Source organism: Blautia sp. St.27G3 (assembly GCF_059728505.1).
Window position 1 is genome coordinate 313,882 of record NZ_BAAGFO010000002.1, and the last position, 16,211, is coordinate 330,092.

Genomic DNA, 16,211 nt, shown 5'->3' on the forward strand with positions numbered 1-16,211 from the left:
GAATTACACCTCCTTAAAATTACTGAAAATATCAAGGATCTTGGCCATTCTTGGATCCAAATCTGTACGCGTGCAATTGCATGAGCCATCATTCAGATTTTGTCCACAGGTGGGGCAAATGCCTTTACATGCTTCACGGCAGAGCGTCCGCTCCGGCCAATATAAAAGCGCCTCATCATGAACAAGCTGATCCACATCCAGGTTATATCCATCAATATAATCTTTTTCATCCAAACCCGTTTCCATATCAAACGGAACTGTGATCTCTGAAACCACAGGCTTCAGACAACGTGCACAGGGAATTCTGAGTCTGATCGTCACATCCCCCTTTAAGATCAGCTTCCGGTCACCGATATTCTCTACTGTAACAGATACCGGGGACTTCTCTACAATCTTAAAATCACCAAACCGATAGGACAACACGTCCAATCCCAGTTCGGCTTCGCGATGTATTACCTTTCCTTCCGATAAAATCACTTCCGTAAGGTCTATCAAGGCAGATTCCTCCTAACACACTTCATAAATTATACCTACCATATATTGATTTGTCAACCAGTTTTTTGCATATTTTCGTCTGTTTTCGCATCAAAAATGTTCAAAACACAATGCGGCTTCCTCCAAATCTGCCTCTGCTCCATCCGATCCGAGCCAAATCCTAACCGCTCCCAGAAGCTCTGCATCTTCGGCATCATGTGTTGTCAAAATCAGTGTACGCTCCTGTCTGTATCGCAGCAAAAAATCTACCGTCTGTCTTTTCGTCTTTGCATCAAGTCCGGAAAACGGCTCATCCATAACCAAAATATCCGAATCTGTTAAAACAGCCCTTGCGATGGCTGCCCGTCTTTTCATTCCTTTGCTGTAAGTGGAAACAGGCTGCCTCAGGGATTCTTCCGGCAATAATTCTGCAAGCCGATCATTGAGCTGTGAAATTGCCATATGATTTCGGATGTGCCTCCCCGGACACACGGCGATGATATTCTCTGCAGCCGTTAAAAAATCACACAGCCTGTCCTCCTGAAAAACTGCGGAAAATCTTTTACCAGAAAGTCCGAAAATCTGGCCTTCCTCTGGCTCAACAAGTCCAAGAAGGATTTGCAAAAGCGTCGTTTTTCCAACTCCGGAAGCACCCATTATACTATAAATGCCGCCGTCTGGCAAATCCAGGGTAAGACCGTCAAGTATACTCCGGCCATCATAGCGTTTACACAGATTTTCAATCCGCATCTTACCCCTTCCCTTCTCACTTTCCTGTTATTTTCAGAGTTTTTCCAGTTCATGAAGACAGCTCTCATACTGCGTATCCAGTGCATCCTCAAAAAGAGCCTCCTGCTTCATTTTCTCCAGAGAAGCCGCGGACTTTTTAATAGGCAAAATTGTGCCGGCGCCTGCAATACAACCTCCCGGACATGCCATTCCTTCCAGAAGATAGCCATTGTACTTTCCAGCCTTCGCAAGCTGAAGCATTCGTTTACAGTTCTGAAGTCCGTCTGCGCTAACTACCTTTACTTCCCGGTTCGGTTCCAGACGTTTGATTGCTTTTACAACTGCGGCCGCTACGCCTCCGCTAGCCGCAAAACCGCGCCCGTCTGCACTTGCACCGTTCAATGGCTCACCCTCCGGAAGCGCCGCAAAATCAATCTCCTTTGCCGCAAACATTCCGGCTGTCTCTTCAAAGGTCAGAACAAAATCAACGTAGCTTCTCACGGTACGTCTGCTTGCTTCGAGCTTCTTTGCTGCACACGGTCCCACAAATACAATCTTACATTCCGGCTCCTCCTGCTTCAACAGACGGGCTGTCAATACCATCGGCGTCAATGCCATGGAAATGCAGTTTGCCTGCTGCGGGAATGCCTTCTTCGCCATCATGGACCATGCCGGGCAGCACGATGTCGCCATAAACGGAAGCTTCTCCGGCACTTCTTCCATAAAATCCTTTGCTTCCTGAATGGTACAAAGGTCGGCTCCTGTCGCCACCTCGCGGATATCTGTAAATCCAAGCGCCTGAAAAGCAGCACGGATCTGCGTATTCTTCAGTCCTTCAAACTGCCCTGCGATAGCCGGAGCCACAATCGCATACACAGGCGTTTCACTTTTCAGAGCCATAATCGTCTGATAAATCTGTCCCTTATCCACAATCGCGCTGAACGGACAGCTCACAAGGCACATGCCGCACGATACGCATTTTTCCTGATCAATCTCGGCGCGGCCATACTCGTCTGAGCCTATTGCTCCCATACCACATGCCTTGGAGCATGGACGCTCCTGCTTGATAATCGCATTATATGGACAGGCATCGGCACATTTTCCGCATTTTACACATTTTTCTTTATCTATACAGGATTTTCCGTTTTTCATGGAAATAGCGCCTTTCGGGCAGACCTCCATACACGGATGTTCCAGACAGCCCTGACAGCCCTCTGTCACCAGAACGGCCTTTTCCGGACAGGAATTACATGCAAATTTAATCACATCAATGAGTGGCGGCTCATAAAACTTTTCCTGAATCGCACTGGATTCCACCCCCTGTGAGATCGGTGCGTGTTCCGAAATCCTGCGCAGGGACATTCCCATTGCCACGCGAAGGCGCTCCCCGACCACCGCCCGTTCCAGAAAAATGCTTTCCCGATAAGAGGCAATCTCCCCCGGAATGATTTTATAAGGCAGTTCCTCAATCACAGAAGGCGGCTCTTCCCCGTACGCCATACGGGCAATTTCTGTAAAAATCTGATGACGAATTTTCGTCTTGGATGAATATAAACCTCTCATATGCTTCCCTCCTGCAGGAATGATACTGCACCCGACAAAGGGTTCAGGATCATTCAACAAAAACGCCGCACGGGACTTTTATCCCTCACGGCGCATTTTTTCCTCATTTTGCTGGTTCTTTGCCGGCAGCAGCATAATTGTAAACACCACCAGCAGCAGCACACAGACCACCAGCGCCGATCGTTCCAGAAACCTCCTGGTAATTAAAGTTCCAATTATGGCTCCTGCAATAAAAAACAGAATAATTCCATAATATTCCAGGCTTTTTCGAATGGCACGTTTGTCTCTGCTTACGTTATACCGGAAAAGCTGCTCTGTCGCGCTGCGAAGATTGCCGGTACACATGGTAGTCGCGTAGGTACTGTTCCCATGGAAGGTCCGAAACCCCTCCACCTGCATGGAACATACAAACGACACCGCAACATTAACCGCGGAATCATGTACACCGGACGGTATGAATGCAATCGTCCACAGGACTGCGATCTCAAGAACTAGTACTACCTGACGCCAGTGAATCACAGCCCGGTTACGAAATCCTCGTTTTACAAGCTCCGCAACCAGAATTCCCGCCATAAATGCCAGAATCGGGTAAATATACCCACCGATCTTGGACCAGTTCCGATCTGCCACACTGATCCCAAGCAGCACGATATTTCCGGTCTGTGCATTTGCAAAGATACCGCCCCGGCACACATATGTATATACATCAAGATATCCTCCTGCTATGGCAAGCAGCACACCCACAAGATAGGATTCCGATGCCTGTTCCTTTAAAAACCGCATTGCTTTCTACTGCTTTTTTGCTGAAAGATACGCTGCTTTTCCCTCTTCATAAAGATTATTTCCTTCACTGTCGATAATCACGACCAGAGGCATATCCTCCACGTACAGCTTCCGGAGCGCTTCTGCTCCCAGATCCTCGTATGCAATCAGCTCTGCTTTTTTGATACATTTTGCCAGAAGAGCTCCCGCTCCGCCGATTGCGCCAAAATAAACACCGCTGTACTTTTTCATTGCGTCGACCACCTCCGGAAGTCTTGCACCCTTCCCGATCATTCCACGTGCACCGACAGACATCATGGTAGGCGCATACGCATCCATACGTCCGCTTGTGGTCGGACCTGCAGAACCAATCACCTGTCCCGGTTTTGCGGGCGTGGGGCCCACATAATAGATGGTAGCATCCTTCGGATCAAACGGAAGCTCCTCTCCTCTTGCCAGCGCCTCACACATCCGTTTGTGGCCTGCGTCTCTGGAAGTATAGATCGTGCCGGTCAGATAGACACTGTCACCGGCATGAAGCGATTTTGCAATCTCCGGTGTCAATGGCAGCTGTATATGTTTTTCCATCTCAGATCACCTCCGTTTTGTGACGCGTCACATGACAGTTGATATTTACAGCACAGGGCATTCCTGCTATATGCGTCGGCATCGTCTCAATATTCAATCCGATGGCTGTCGTCTTTCCGCCAAAACCCTGCGGTCCAATACCAAGCTCATTAATTTTTTCCAACATTTCCTTCTCAAGATCTGCATAATAGGGATCGGGATTAGAAGAGTCGACCGGCCGCATCAGCGCTTTTTTTGCAAGCAACGCACATTTGTCGAATGTACCGCCGATGCCAACACCTACCACCATTGGCGGACACGGATTCGGCCCTGCGCTCTCCACTACCTCCAGAATGAAATCCTTGATCCCCTGAAGTCCTGCCGATGGTTTGAACATACGGATCATACTCATATTTTCGCTGCCAAAGCCCTTCGGACCAACCGTTACCTTTATCTCCTCGCCCGGAACAATTTCCGTATAAAGCATAGCCGGCGTATTGTCACCGGTATTCCCACGGCGCACTGGATCTTTTACCACTGATTTACGAAGATATCCGTTTGCATATCCGCGGCGCACTCCTTCATCTACCGCTTCCGCCAGATTTCCTCCCACAATGTGCACGTCCTGACCGATCTCAAGGAAAACACATGCCATTCCGGTATCCTGACAGATCGGAACGCTCTCATTTTCTGCTATTTCAAAATTCGTAATAATCTTGTCCAGCACTCCCTGAGCAATTTCCCAGTCCTCACATGCACGGCATTTGCGAATCGCGCCCTGTACATCGGCAGGAAGATACTGATTTGCCTCAATGCATAATTTTTCCACAACATCTGTAATCTGCTGTGCCTGAATCTCACGCATGGTATATTACCTCCTGAATCCCTTTTCCTTACTATAACACAATGATCTTCGGATAGCAACCGCACGATCTCCTTCTATAAACTACAGAAATATCCCGATAAACTGACACCCCAGCACTACCATAACCAAAGCAACCGGATACGTAGCCGCATAAGCGGAGGCCACGTCATCCGTCTCCGTCACACGAATCAGCGTGCCGAGCGCAGGAGTACTTGTCATGCCGCCGCAGATCGAGCCAAGTGCATTAAAGAGACTCAGCTTCAGAACTTTTACGGCAAAGACATAACCAAGCAGCATAGGAATCAGTGTCATAAGTGCGCCATAGACAAACAGCAGCGCTCCATGCTCCTTCAGGATGTCAAGGAACCCTGCACCTGCCTGTGCACCCGCGCCAAGCAGAAACAGCGCAAGCCCGAATTCCCGCAGACATTCCAGGATATGCTTTTCCACCTTCACACTCAGCTTTCCGATATGCCCGAAGTGTCCCAGAATCAATCCTGCAATCAGCGGACCGCCTGATGTTCCAAGGGCAAACACACCGCCGCCCGGAAGCTGAATCTCGATCTTTGCCAGCACTATGCCAAGCGCAATCGCAAGAGAAAACGGGAAAAATCCCATACTGTCCGCATAAAACAGCTCTTCCTTTTTCGTCTTGTGATAGTCCTCTACCTGCACATTGGCTGCCGCCTCAAAGCTTGCCCGCTCCGCAGCCATATCTGTGTTCAGAAGCTTCGGAATCAGCTGTACAAAAAGTACGACACCCACAACGCCAAACGGATAGGCGATGCCGTAACCAACAGAAGCGGCATCCGAGCCGGTCGCCTCCAGTGCTGCTGCGAGTCCCGGCGTACTCGTCAGCGCTCCTGCCATCATTCCTGTACTGATGTCGGTCGGAATTCCAAACACCTTAATGATCATTGCACACGTTAACGCACCGGACGCAATAATGATAATACCTAATAAAATATAAGATTTCGCATTTACTTTAAAATTCCGGAAAAACTTTGGTCCCGCAATAAAACCGACGGAAGTCACAAAACAGATCAGGCCAAGCTCACGCACCAGGGATGGAATTTCCACCCCAAAATGCCCGAATACCAGAGCTACCAACAGAATACCTGCAGTTCCAAGCTCCAGTCCCTTAATCCGGATACTTCCCACCAGATACCCGATCACGGCAATCAAAAACACCATCATTAGTGTATTGCTCATTATATTTTCCCGGAACCACTCCACAATTACCATTTCTCCCTCCTTGAAAAAAGCCTGCTTTATACGGCTCCGCTTACCTCAGACAAGCTTTGCCTGTCCTGGTAAGACAGCTGATCAGCGTTCGTGCCGAGCATATTTCGGAAGCAGAAGCGGTGAAATATCATCGGATGCAATACCTGCCTCTTCCAGCTCTTTTGAATATGCCTCAAGATGGTCAAGGTTCATTTTGCCAAGTTCTGTGTCCTTCGCTTTTGCCGCTGCCGCTTTTCCGGCATTTCTTCCGAATACAATGATATCCAGCAGAGAATTGCCCATCAGACGGTTTCTGCCGTGGATTCCGCCCACTGCCTCACCGGCAACAAGAAGGTTGTCAATCGCTTTTGTGAAGCCTTCGCCGCCAATTTCCAGACCGCCGTTCTGGTAATGAAGCGTCGGATAAATGAGAATCGGAAGCTTTCTCATGTCGATTCCATAATTCATGTACATACGAAGCATTGCCGGAATTCTTTTCTCAATCGTTCCCTCTCCGCCGATTCGCTCAATCATCGGAGTATCCAGCCATACGCCGCTTCCAAGCGGTGTCGTCACACCTTTGCCATGATCCGAGCACTCCCGAATAATGGAAGCCGCCGCAACATCACGTGTCTCCAACGGATGCATGAATGCCTCTCCGTCTACATTTACCAGCATAGCGCCCAGGGAACGCACCTTTTCAGTCACCAGCGCGCCGTAAATCTGAGACGGATATGCCACTCCAGTCGGGTGGTACTGAATCGTATCCTGGTACAGAAGCGGAGCCCCTGCACGGTAGCCCAGAATCAGTCCGTCTGCCGTTGCACCGTAGTGATTGGAGGTCGGGAAATTCTGATAATGCAGACGTCCGGCTCCTCCTGTTGCGATAATCACGGTCTTTGCCCGCGCAACCATATAGTCTCCGGTCTCCATGTTCAGCAAAACAGCGCCTGCTACCTGGCCCTTGTCGTCCTTGATCAGTTCTACGGCTGAAGTAAATTCCACAACCGGAATCTGACGGTTCAGCACTTCATCACGCAGCGTACGCATAATCTCCGCACCGGAATAGTCCTTGCACGCATGCATTCTCTTTCGGGAGGTTCCGCCGCCGTGCGTCGTCACCATATTTCCCTCTTCGTCCTTGTCAAACATGACCCCCAGCTTGTTCAGCCACTGAATGGCATCCGGCGCTTCCATAACGAGTCTGCGCAGAAGCTCCGGTCTTGCGGCAAAATGACCGCCTCCAAAGGCATCCAGGTAATGCTGCACCGGCGAGTCATTTTCCTTGTCAGCAGCCTGAATACCGCCCTCCGCCATCATCGTGTTCGCATCGCCGATACGCAGCTTCGTCACGATCATAACGTTTGCCCCTGCCTCATGGGCCTCGATTGCAGCAGAAGAACCTGCGCCTCCGCCTCCGATGACAAGCACGTCCACATCATAGTCTACCTTATCCAAGTCAATTTTTTCATGGAGAATCCGGCTATTGGAATGAAGCAGATGACCAAGCTCTGCCGGTACCTTCTGTCCCTTATTCGGCCCGATCTTGATCTCCGTAAAGCCTTCCTGGCGATAATCCGGATGATATTTTTTCAGGAGGGTGTCCTTCTCCTCGGCGGTCATACGTCTTGGCTCCATGCCCATACGCGCGTCACGCGTCGCCTCCACCTTTTTTACGGATTCGAGCATTTCCGGTGTAAACATGTTCATCCCTCCTTATTTCTCAATCTCTCTTGTATTATAAAGTTCCTGCATTTCTTCGATCGGTTTCTGCATAATCTGCTCAATCAGTCCATCGTAAGCGCCCTCATGGATTTCTTCCACACGATGACTCAAATGCTTTGATTCCGGAGCAAGATATTTTCCGGTCAGACGTCTTGCCAGAAGGCCAACCATCGGATGAGAAATCTCAGCAGGGCAGCGCACGGAACAGCAGCCACAGCTCACGCAGTCAAAGGATTCCTCCGCACATTTCTCGAATTCTCCGCGCTGTGCGTATGCAATATACTGCATAACATTTAAGTCCTGCGTACACGCTTTGGTACAGGCATTGCAGCCGATACAGCTGTAAATCTCCGGGTACAGCTCCATCATAATACGCTGATCCGGACGGATTTCCTCGATCTCATACGTTCTCTTATCGGTTGGGAAAAACGGAATGCTTGCCACATACATCCCCTCTTCCACCTGCGTCTGACAGGCAAGGCAGGTTTTTAGCTCATTCTTCCCTTTAATTCTGTAAATCGTAGCACATGCCCCACAAAATCCATGACGGCAGCCGCAGCCTCTTTTCAAGGTATAACCGGCATACTCCATCGCTGTCATGATCGTCAAATCTGCGGGCACGCTGTACTTCTTACCGAAAAAAAATACATTTACCATTTTTTCCATTTTTCAGGTACCAGTCCTTTCTATAACTATCCACTTTACTCCGCAGTGCCAAGCTCTATTCCGCTTCGCTCCATTTCGCTTGAGGGCTTCGCCCTATAGCGGACGATACAAACTTTCATCCGTATGCAAGCATCCGTCTGAAGTTTCTATCGTCCGCTGCACTGCTCATGCATATCAATACTCATTCGGCAACTCGTCAATCTCATCGCATCGGAATACAGGTCCGTCCTTACATACGTACTTGGAGCCGATATTGCAGCGGCCACATTTTCCGATTCCGCATTTCATGCGAAGCTCCAGCGTTGTATAGACCTGCTCTTTGGAAAATCCCATTTCTTCCAGAGCAGCCAACACAAATTTGATCATGATCGGCGGTCCGCATACCAGAGCGGTTTTGTCTGTATCAAAGCCTACTTCCTTCAGATAGTTCGGAACAAAGCCCACATGGCCGTCCCATCCTTCCTGCTCGCGGTCGATTGTAAGATAAACGTTTACCCCTTCCGTCTTCATCCATACTTCCTGGATTTCCTTTAACTGAACCAGATCATCTGCCGATCTGGAGCCGTACAGAATATCCACGGTGCCATAATCCGCCCGGTTATCAAGCACATAATTGATGACGGAACGAAGCGGCGCAAGACCGATACCTCCTGCGATAAACAGCAGGTTCTTTCCTTTTAATTCCGTATCTACCGGAAAATTGTTGCCATACGGCCCTCTGACGGTAATCTCATCCCCCACCTGAAGGCTGTGCAGATAATCCGTCAGCACACCGCATTTCTTGATACTAAATTCCTGGTACTCTTTATTGGTCGGAGATGAGGTAATCGAAAACATACCTTCGCTGACGCCCGGAGCGCATACCATCGCGCACTGCCCGGGCATATGTTCAAAAAGCTTGCCGCCTTCCGGCGCATTGACACGGAAAGTCTTTACGTCCGGCGTCTCCTGGCGGATATCGGTAATCACGCCTACCTGCGGAATCAAGGTATCTAAGGTATAATTTTTATGACAGGTACATTCACTCATGCCTTTTCACCTCCCTGTTTCTCAAAGGCTTTGATCACCTTTACAATATTTAAGGCTGCCGGGCATTTCTCCACGCAGCGGCCGCAGCCGACGCAGGAATACATGCCGTCATTGTTGGCCGGGAAATACACAAGCTTATGCATAAATCTCTGGCGGAACCGCTGCATCTGACTCGTACGGTTATTGCCGTGCGCCATCATCGTGAAATCAGAATACATGCAGGAATCCCAGCAACGGTAGCGCTGCACACCGTGTCCCGTATCGTAATCCTTGATGTCATAACACTGACACGTCGGACAGACAAACGTACACGTTCCGCACGCCAGACATGGCTTATAAAGCTCTTCCCAGAGAGCGGAATCAAATTTTTCTGTCAGAACATCCCCGTTCCATCCTTCCAAAGAGAGATTCGAATACGGCAGTTTTTCCACAATACCGCGAATCGCAGATTGTTCCTCTTCCACTTTCTTTTCATCTGCGTCATCCGCAGCTTCCAGAACACTCTCTACTGTCTTTGTCAGCGCTTCTCCCTTTTCCGTCAAAGGCTTCCAGTACAGCTGATCCGACACCATCCATGTTGCCACATCCGCTACCGGCTCTGCACAGTCAATCCCGAACACCTTACAAAAGCAACTTTCCTCCGGCTCATGACACGCCATTGCGACGATCGTGCCATGATCACGTCTTGCGGCATAAAACGTGTCAATCGGATCTGCCAGAAATACTTTATCCAACACCTCAACGCCTCTGACGTCACACGCTTTCATACCGAAAATGACAAAATTCTGTTCTTTTAATGCTTCCGGCTCTATCGAAATCTTTTTTCCGTCCTTCCGGCAGGTATACAGATTTTCACTCTGCGGGAAAAACGCATCCTTCGGGGATTTGACACTCTTCAAGGTATCCAGATTCACCTCAGCATCCTCACTCCACACGCCGAAATTCACCTGTTCAGCCGTCTTTACCGGCAGATACAGTTCCTGCGCCCCGGCAATCAACCGGAATAATGCCGTCAGATTTTCTTTTGCTATCTTATACATCCATTATCCCCTTTCTCCCACGATACCGGGTTCTACATCGTCAAACGTAAAATCCGTCAGCGGCGACTGCGCATTGATATCCATACCGGCCTGATATTCCCCGTAAAACTCGTCGATATCCTTGATGAATTTCCGGTTGAACAGATGAAGCGGAATGCCCTGAGGGCATACTCTGCTGCATTCGCCGCAGTCCGTGCACCTTCCCGCCACATGGAACGCACGGATGATATGGAACATTTTCTCCTCAAAAGAATCTACATTTGCTTTCTGCGCGCTGTCGAACTTGTTACTGTCAAACACACATTTGCGGCAGCTGCACGCCGGACAGACGTTGCGGCACGCATTGCAGCGAATACATTTGCTCAATTCTTTCTGGAAAAATGCAAACTTTTCTTCCGGAGTCATTGTCTCAATACGCGCAACCTCTGCAAAACGGTCCGCATCCTTTGTTTCCTTTGACTCTCCGATCAATTCATCATACACCTGATGCTCTTTTCCTTTGCATACATGACAGCGCTCCAGCATCGCGTCCGCATACTTGCAGCTCTTTTCCCCGTAAATGGTGGAAACGGTCAGAGTATCGGCCTCATCCTCCATCTCTGCTCCGGAAATCTGCTCGATTCCCTTGATTCCCATCTTTCTGATTCGCTCAATATCCAGCTTTCCTTTGCAGCCCACGCCGATCACATAAGCTTTGTCGCGGTCAATGCGGTGTTCTTTTAAAAGCTGGTTAAAGCTGTATGTATCACATGGCTTCAGACAGACAAGAGTTTTACCCTCCAGTTTGGAAGCCTCAATCATATATTTGCTTAAATTCGCTCCGCAGAATCCGTTGTAAACGAAATCTGCAAGGCTCTCAGTACTATCAAAGTACGCCGGTTCGGGATTGTACGGCAGATCTCCGGCCTTCCAGCCGAGCACACGTGCGACGGTCCCGTTTTCCAGCAGTTCTTTTGCACGTTTGATTAGTTCCTGCATCTCAAATCCCCCAATCTCACATTTTTGCCAAGGGAATGGATTTTCTCAACAAACTCATTCATCGTTGTGGAGAATTTCACACCCTCTGCCGCAGATACCCATTCCACACGCGTACGTCCGTTTTCCACGCCGATATAATCCAGCATGGAGAACAGCAACGTCATACGTCTTCTCGCATAATAATTTCCCGTACTGTAATGGCAGTCGCCCGGATGGCAACCACACATGATTACCCCGTCCGCGCCCTTTTCAAATGCGCGCAGGATGAACATCGGATTGACACGACAGGAACACGGAACACGGATAATCTTCACATCCGCCGGATAACCGAGACGGCTGCTTCCCGCCAGGTCTGCGCCAGCGTAGCTGCACCAGTTACAGCAGAATGCCACGATCTTTGGTCTGAATTCTTCTTTTGCTTCTATCGACATATTGCATCTACCTCCGCCAGAATCTGTCTGTTCGAGAATCCCTGCAGGTCCATAGCACCGGACGGGCAGGTCACGGTACATGCACCGCATCCCTGACACAGTGCGCTGTTCACTACCGCTATGCGGCGCGTCTCACGGATTCCATGGTCGTTTATCTCTTTTTCTTCATAGCTGATCGCACCGTACGGACATACATTCGCACAGGTCGAGCAGCCGTTACACAGCAGCTCATCGGACTGTGCCGTACACGGGTTGGTCAACAGCTTATCCTTTGCCAGAAGCCCAATCGCCTTGACCGCCGCCGCACCTGCCTGCGCTACCGTCTCCGGAATGTCCTTCGGCCCCTGGCAGACGCCTGACAGGAAAATTCCCGCTGTCGGAGACTCGACCGGACGCAGTTTTGCATGCGCCTCTGTCAGGAAATTGTTCGTATCAATACTTGCCGTCAGCATGGTTGCGATCTTCCGCACGCCTTCGTTCGGCTCAATCGCTGTGGCGAGAACCACCATATCCGCTTCCTTCAAAATCTGGCGGTTGTCCAGAAGATCAGAGCCCTGGACAAGCAGCTTGCCATTTGGCTGCGGAATCACCTTGCCGACCTGGCCTTTGATGTAGTTCACGCCGTACTGCTCAACTGCCCTGCGGTAAAACTCGTCGAAGTTCTTGCCCGGCGTACGCACATCAATATAAAATACCGTCACATTGACATCCGGATATTTATCGCGGATCAGCATTGCATGCTTTGCCGTATACATGCAGCAGATTTTGGAACAGTATGGCTTCCCTCTGTCATCTGCGCACCGGCTGCCCACGCACTGAATAAATACCATTTCCTTCGGCGCTTTTCCGTCCGAAAGACGCTCCAGATGCCCCTTTGTCGGACCGGCTGCATTCATAATACGCTCCAGCTCCAGCGACGTAATCACATCCTTGCTCTGGCTGTACGCGTACTCGTCATAATTGTCCAGCTTAATCGTATCAAAGCCCGTAGCCACAACAATCGCGCCGTATTTCTGCGATACAATCTCGTCCTTTTGCGTATAATCAATCGCGCCTGCCTGGCACACTTTGGAACATACGCCGCATTTTCCGGTCTTAAATTTGATGCAGCTGTTCGTATCAATCACCGGCACGTTTGGAATTGCCTGTGCAAACGGTGTATAAATCGCGCTCCTTGTATTCAGGCCGCGGTTAAACTCACTCGGCGCTTTCTTGGACGGACATTTTTCCTGACAGACACCACAGCCTGTACATTTGTCCATATCCACGTACCGCGCCTTTTTGCGGATATCCACGGTGAAATCACCCACGAAACCGCTTACCTTTTCGACTTCACTATATGTATAAATATTAATCTTTTCATGCGCAGAAGCTTCCACCATCTTCGGCGTCAGAATACAGGCCGAACAGTCCAGCGTCGGGAATGTCTTGTCAAGCTGCGACATTCTGCCACCGATACTCGGCTCCCGCTCCACAATATCCACCTCATACCCTGCATCCGCAATATCCAGCGCTGTCTGAATCCCGGCAATTCCGCCTCCGATCACCAGCGCACGCTTCGTCACACGGCTCTCGCCCGGCTTCAACGGTGTGTTCAAATTCACTTTTGCGATCGCTGCCCGCGTAAGGATAACGGCCTTTTTCGTTGCCTCCTCCATATCCTTGTGAATCCAGGAACAATGCTCGCGGATATTTGCGATCTCTACCATATATGGATTCAGACCGGCCTTTTCCGCTGCCTTGCGAAATGTCGTCTCATGCATACGCGGTGAGCAGGAACACACGACAACACCCGTCAAATTCTTTTCACGGATTGCCTCTATAATTTTCTCCTGGCCTGCTTCTGAGCACATATACTGGTAATCTTCTGCATGAACCACCCCTGGCTCCAGGAGCGCCATCTCGGCTACCTTTTTTACGTCTACCGTTGCTGCGATATTACTCCCGCAATGACAGACAAATACTCCTATTCTCTGCATCGCTTACCTCCTGTATCTTCTGAATGCACTGACTAAAAGCTGCTGCGGAAGCTCTGGGTCCAAAAGCTCCGGAATTTCATCAGCTTTCAGGTAATTTTCTCCCCGCTGGCGTACAACCACCTGTCTGGCCGCATCAATCAGCTTTCCGGGCTGTACGTCTCTCGGACAACGCTCCACACAGGCAAAACAGGAGAGACATTTCCACAGGGATTTGGACTGTACCAGTGCTTCTATATCTTCATTCGCCACATAGGATACGAACTGGTGAGGCTTAATATCCATCTCAGCATAAGCCGGACACGTTGCAGAACATTTCCCGCATTTCATGCATTTCAAAGGATTTGCGCCGCTGATTTCCCGAATCAGCTCTGCCTGCTTTTTTTCCTTACTCATGCCTCTTCCACCTCCTCTTTTACTCCCAGTGCTTCAGCCAGAAGTTCTGTAAAATAGTAAACCGGAAGACCTTCCTGCGTGCTGGCATTCAGATTGTACAGACAGAGCGGACAGGCAGTGATCAGCAGATCTGCACCAAAGCCCTCCGCGCTCTCCATGATCTTATTGCACATATTGCCGGACATCTCTTTTTCTTTTAAGGAAATATAGCCGCCGCAGCACTCGTTGCGATACGGATAGATTACCGGCTCTGCGCCAAGCGCACGAATAAAATCTTCCATAATCTTCGGATTTTCGGGATTGTCAAACTCAAGAATCTTCCCCGGCCGAAGAAGAAGACACCCATAATATGCGCCGATCTTCTTTCCGGTCAGCGGATTTTTCACCTTTTCTTTTACTTTGTCAAACCCTACACGGTCTCTGAGCACTTCCAGGAAATGAAGTACTGTCGTCTCCCCCGCATACGGCTCGTCAAGCTTCATATAATTATTCGCTCTGGTGCGGATATCTTCTACATGCTTCATATCGTCGTTTACGCGTTTGATCACGTGATGACAGGCTGAACACAGAGTAACCAGATCCTGCTGTTTTTCTTTTGCATCGTTCAAAGCACGCACGGAAGAAAGCTTCGTGGCAATTTCATCACTGCCAAGCGGATAAACTCCACCACAGCACTGCCAGTCTTTGATTTCTTCCAGTTCAAACCCAAGTGCTTTTGCCGACGCCCTGGCATACACGTCCAGAGCCTTCGCCTTGTTTTTCAGGGTGCACCCCGGATAATAGCTGTACTTCATCGTATCTTCATCCTTTCCTGCGTCCTACAGTTCAATCTGTGCAATGACTGCCTTCAGCGCATCCGCACTCGCCTGAAGCCGCTCAATCTCTGTTTTATTCATGCGCATCGGCACCTTGCCCTGGATGCCCTTCGGTCCCACAATCGTCAGCGTACTCAGGCAGACATCTTCGATTCCATACTCTCCATGCATCATAGTGGAAACCGTCTTGATCGAATCCGAAGCTGCGAGAAGCGTCTCACACAGGTTGCATACAGCGGTAGATACCGCGTAGAACGTAGCTCCCTTGTTTGCAATTACCTTTCCGCCTGACTTGCGCACGTACTCCTCCATGCCCGTTTTGTCAAGCTCTGCGATATCTCTTCCCTGCTTCTGCATCAGCTGATAGTATTCATCCACACTGACACCGGAAATATAAGCGCCGCTCCACGGTACAAAGGACGTATCACCGTGCTCACCAAATACGTATGCGTGAATGTTCTTCTGTGCGATCTGGAAATGCTCGGAAAGTCCGCATTTCAGACGCGCTGTATCCAGAATGGTACCGGAACCGATAATCTGCTGCTCCGGAAGTCCTGAAATCTTTGTGAACACATACGTCAGGATATCTACCGGATTGCTTACAATGATGTAAAGCGCGTCAGGAGCAGCTTTTACAATCTGCGGTGTGATTTCCTTCAAAATATTTACATTTGTCTGCGTCAGTTCAATTCTCGTCTGGCCTGGCTTTCTAGCAATGCCTGATGTGATAATTACGATATCAGATCCCGCTGCGTCTGCATACTCTCCGGCCTTAATGGAAATCGGGTCGCGGAAGCAAGTTCCCTGCTCGATATCCATAACCTCGCCTTCTGCCTTGCCCTTGTTGATATCAATCAAAACGATCTCAGAAGCGATGTCCTTGCTTGAAAGTGTATATGCGATCGTTGCTCCTACGCTACCTGCACCGATAATAGTAATTTTACTGCTCATAAAATTCTCCTTTCCTGTGT

The 16,211-nt window shown here is 49.5% G+C and carries 17 protein-coding genes; all 17 read right to left on the minus strand.

Annotation, left to right across the window (positions count from 1 at the left end; all coding sequences use genetic code 11):
• Positions 1-3: 3 nt before the first annotated feature.
• On the minus strand, positions 4-495 hold the full coding sequence (locus AC6I2O_RS11100) for a YceD family protein (RefSeq protein ID WP_120392156.1): 492 nt from the start codon (positions 493-495) through the stop codon (positions 4-6).
• Between the two features lie 90 nt (positions 496-585).
• On the minus strand, positions 586-1,224 hold the full coding sequence (locus tag AC6I2O_RS11105) for an ATP-binding cassette domain-containing protein (RefSeq protein WP_120392157.1): 639 nt from the start codon (positions 1,222-1,224) through the stop codon (positions 586-588).
• A 33-nt stretch (positions 1,225-1,257) separates the two neighbouring features.
• A complete protein-coding gene (locus AC6I2O_RS11110) occupies positions 1,258-2,766 on the minus strand; it encodes a 4Fe-4S dicluster domain-containing protein (protein ID WP_120392158.1) in 1,509 nt (502 codons plus the stop codon).
• Positions 2,767-2,844: 78 nt separating this feature from the next.
• Positions 2,845-3,549, minus strand: coding sequence for a YoaK family protein (locus AC6I2O_RS11115; protein WP_120392159.1), 705 nt, complete (start codon positions 3,547-3,549; stop codon positions 2,845-2,847).
• 6 nt (positions 3,550-3,555) lie between these two features.
• A complete protein-coding gene (locus AC6I2O_RS11120; RefSeq protein WP_497742665.1) occupies positions 3,556-4,116 on the minus strand; it encodes a Fe-S-containing hydro-lyase in 561 nt (186 codons plus the stop codon).
• Between the two features lies 1 nt (position 4,117).
• Positions 4,118-4,960, minus strand: a complete 843-nt coding sequence (locus tag AC6I2O_RS11125; protein ID WP_120392161.1) for a fumarate hydratase — start codon at positions 4,958-4,960, stop codon at positions 4,118-4,120.
• An 81-nt stretch (positions 4,961-5,041) separates the two neighbouring features.
• Entirely contained in the window at positions 5,042-6,205 is a 1,164-nt protein-coding gene (locus AC6I2O_RS11130; RefSeq protein WP_497742666.1) for an aspartate-alanine antiporter-like transporter, read from the minus strand.
• Between the two features lie 81 nt (positions 6,206-6,286).
• Positions 6,287-7,888 carry an FAD-dependent oxidoreductase gene (locus AC6I2O_RS11135; RefSeq protein WP_120392162.1) on the minus strand — a complete coding sequence of 534 codons (1,602 nt, stop codon included), beginning with the start codon at positions 7,886-7,888 and terminating at the stop codon, positions 6,287-6,289.
• Between the two features lie 12 nt (positions 7,889-7,900).
• Positions 7,901-8,575: a 2Fe-2S iron-sulfur cluster-binding protein gene (locus AC6I2O_RS11140; protein ID WP_120392163.1), complete on the minus strand. Its 675-nt coding sequence runs from the start codon at positions 8,573-8,575 to the stop codon at positions 7,901-7,903.
• A gap of 174 nt (positions 8,576-8,749) precedes the next feature.
• Positions 8,750-9,604, minus strand: a complete 855-nt coding sequence (locus AC6I2O_RS11145; RefSeq protein WP_120392164.1) for an FAD/NAD(P)-binding protein — start codon at positions 9,602-9,604, stop codon at positions 8,750-8,752.
• The gene (locus AC6I2O_RS11150; protein WP_497742667.1) at positions 9,601-10,644 is read right to left on the minus strand and encodes a 4Fe-4S dicluster domain-containing protein; all 1,044 of its coding nucleotides are present in this window, start codon (positions 10,642-10,644) and stop codon (positions 9,601-9,603) included. Before AC6I2O_RS11150 ends, AC6I2O_RS11145 begins: the two co-directional genes overlap by 4 nt.
• A gap of 3 nt (positions 10,645-10,647) precedes the next feature.
• On the minus strand, positions 10,648-11,622 hold the full coding sequence (locus AC6I2O_RS11155) for a 4Fe-4S dicluster domain-containing protein (protein ID WP_120392166.1): 975 nt from the start codon (positions 11,620-11,622) through the stop codon (positions 10,648-10,650).
• Positions 11,610-12,053: a hydrogenase iron-sulfur subunit gene (locus tag AC6I2O_RS11160; protein WP_120392167.1), complete on the minus strand. Its 444-nt coding sequence runs from the start codon at positions 12,051-12,053 to the stop codon at positions 11,610-11,612. Before AC6I2O_RS11160 ends, AC6I2O_RS11155 begins: the two co-directional genes overlap by 13 nt.
• A complete protein-coding gene (locus AC6I2O_RS11165) occupies positions 12,044-14,032 on the minus strand; it encodes a CoB--CoM heterodisulfide reductase iron-sulfur subunit A family protein (RefSeq protein WP_120392168.1) in 1,989 nt (662 codons plus the stop codon). Before AC6I2O_RS11165 ends, AC6I2O_RS11160 begins: the two co-directional genes overlap by 10 nt.
• A gap of 3 nt (positions 14,033-14,035) precedes the next feature.
• The gene (locus AC6I2O_RS11170; protein WP_120392169.1) at positions 14,036-14,425 is read right to left on the minus strand and encodes a 4Fe-4S dicluster domain-containing protein; all 390 of its coding nucleotides are present in this window, start codon (positions 14,423-14,425) and stop codon (positions 14,036-14,038) included.
• Positions 14,422-15,219, minus strand: a complete 798-nt coding sequence (locus AC6I2O_RS11175; RefSeq protein ID WP_120392170.1) for a CoB--CoM heterodisulfide reductase iron-sulfur subunit B family protein — start codon at positions 15,217-15,219, stop codon at positions 14,422-14,424. Before AC6I2O_RS11175 ends, AC6I2O_RS11170 begins: the two co-directional genes overlap by 4 nt.
• A gap of 24 nt (positions 15,220-15,243) precedes the next feature.
• Entirely contained in the window at positions 15,244-16,191 is a 948-nt protein-coding gene (locus tag AC6I2O_RS11180; RefSeq protein ID WP_120392171.1) for an L-lactate dehydrogenase, read from the minus strand.
• Between the last annotated feature and the right edge of the window lie 20 nt (positions 16,192-16,211).

What these genes read in the sequence shown, in the direction of transcription:
- AC6I2O_RS11175 (WP_120392170.1), bottom strand. Translation starts at nt 15,219, where the DNA reads ATGAAGTACAGCTATTATCCGGGGTGCACCCTGAAAAACAAGGCGAAG.
- AC6I2O_RS11160 (WP_120392167.1), bottom strand. Translation starts at nt 12,053, where the DNA reads ATGTCGATAGAAGCAAAAGAAGAATTCAGACCAAAGATCGTGGCATTC.
- AC6I2O_RS11180 (WP_120392171.1), bottom strand. Translation starts at nt 16,191, where the DNA reads ATGAGCAGTAAAATTACTATTATCGGTGCAGGTAGCGTAGGAGCAACG.
- AC6I2O_RS11150 (WP_497742667.1), bottom strand. Translation starts at nt 10,644, where the DNA reads ATGTATAAGATAGCAAAAGAAAATCTGACGGCATTATTCCGGTTGATT.
- AC6I2O_RS11105 (WP_120392157.1), bottom strand. Translation starts at nt 1,224, where the DNA reads ATGCGGATTGAAAATCTGTGTAAACGCTATGATGGCCGGAGTATACTT.
- AC6I2O_RS11130 (WP_497742666.1), bottom strand. Translation starts at nt 6,205, where the DNA reads ATGGTAATTGTGGAGTGGTTCCGGGAAAATATAATGAGCAATACACTA.
- AC6I2O_RS11170 (WP_120392169.1), bottom strand. Translation starts at nt 14,425, where the DNA reads ATGAGTAAGGAAAAAAAGCAGGCAGAGCTGATTCGGGAAATCAGCGGC.
- AC6I2O_RS11145 (WP_120392164.1), bottom strand. Translation starts at nt 9,604, where the DNA reads ATGAGTGAATGTACCTGTCATAAAAATTATACCTTAGATACCTTGATT.
- AC6I2O_RS11110 (WP_120392158.1), bottom strand. Translation starts at nt 2,766, where the DNA reads ATGAGAGGTTTATATTCATCCAAGACGAAAATTCGTCATCAGATTTTT.
- AC6I2O_RS11165 (WP_120392168.1), bottom strand. Translation starts at nt 14,032, where the DNA reads ATGCAGAGAATAGGAGTATTTGTCTGTCATTGCGGGAGTAATATCGCA.
- AC6I2O_RS11115 (WP_120392159.1), bottom strand. Translation starts at nt 3,549, where the DNA reads ATGCGGTTTTTAAAGGAACAGGCATCGGAATCCTATCTTGTGGGTGTG.
- AC6I2O_RS11140 (WP_120392163.1), bottom strand. Translation starts at nt 8,575, where the DNA reads ATGGAAAAAATGGTAAATGTATTTTTTTTCGGTAAGAAGTACAGCGTG.
- AC6I2O_RS11135 (WP_120392162.1), bottom strand. Translation starts at nt 7,888, where the DNA reads ATGTTTACACCGGAAATGCTCGAATCCGTAAAAAAGGTGGAGGCGACG.
- AC6I2O_RS11120 (WP_497742665.1), bottom strand. Translation starts at nt 4,116, where the DNA reads ATGGAAAAACATATACAGCTGCCATTGACACCGGAGATTGCAAAATCG.
- AC6I2O_RS11155 (WP_120392166.1), bottom strand. Translation starts at nt 11,622, where the DNA reads ATGCAGGAACTAATCAAACGTGCAAAAGAACTGCTGGAAAACGGGACC.
- AC6I2O_RS11125 (WP_120392161.1), bottom strand. Translation starts at nt 4,960, where the DNA reads ATGCGTGAGATTCAGGCACAGCAGATTACAGATGTTGTGGAAAAATTA.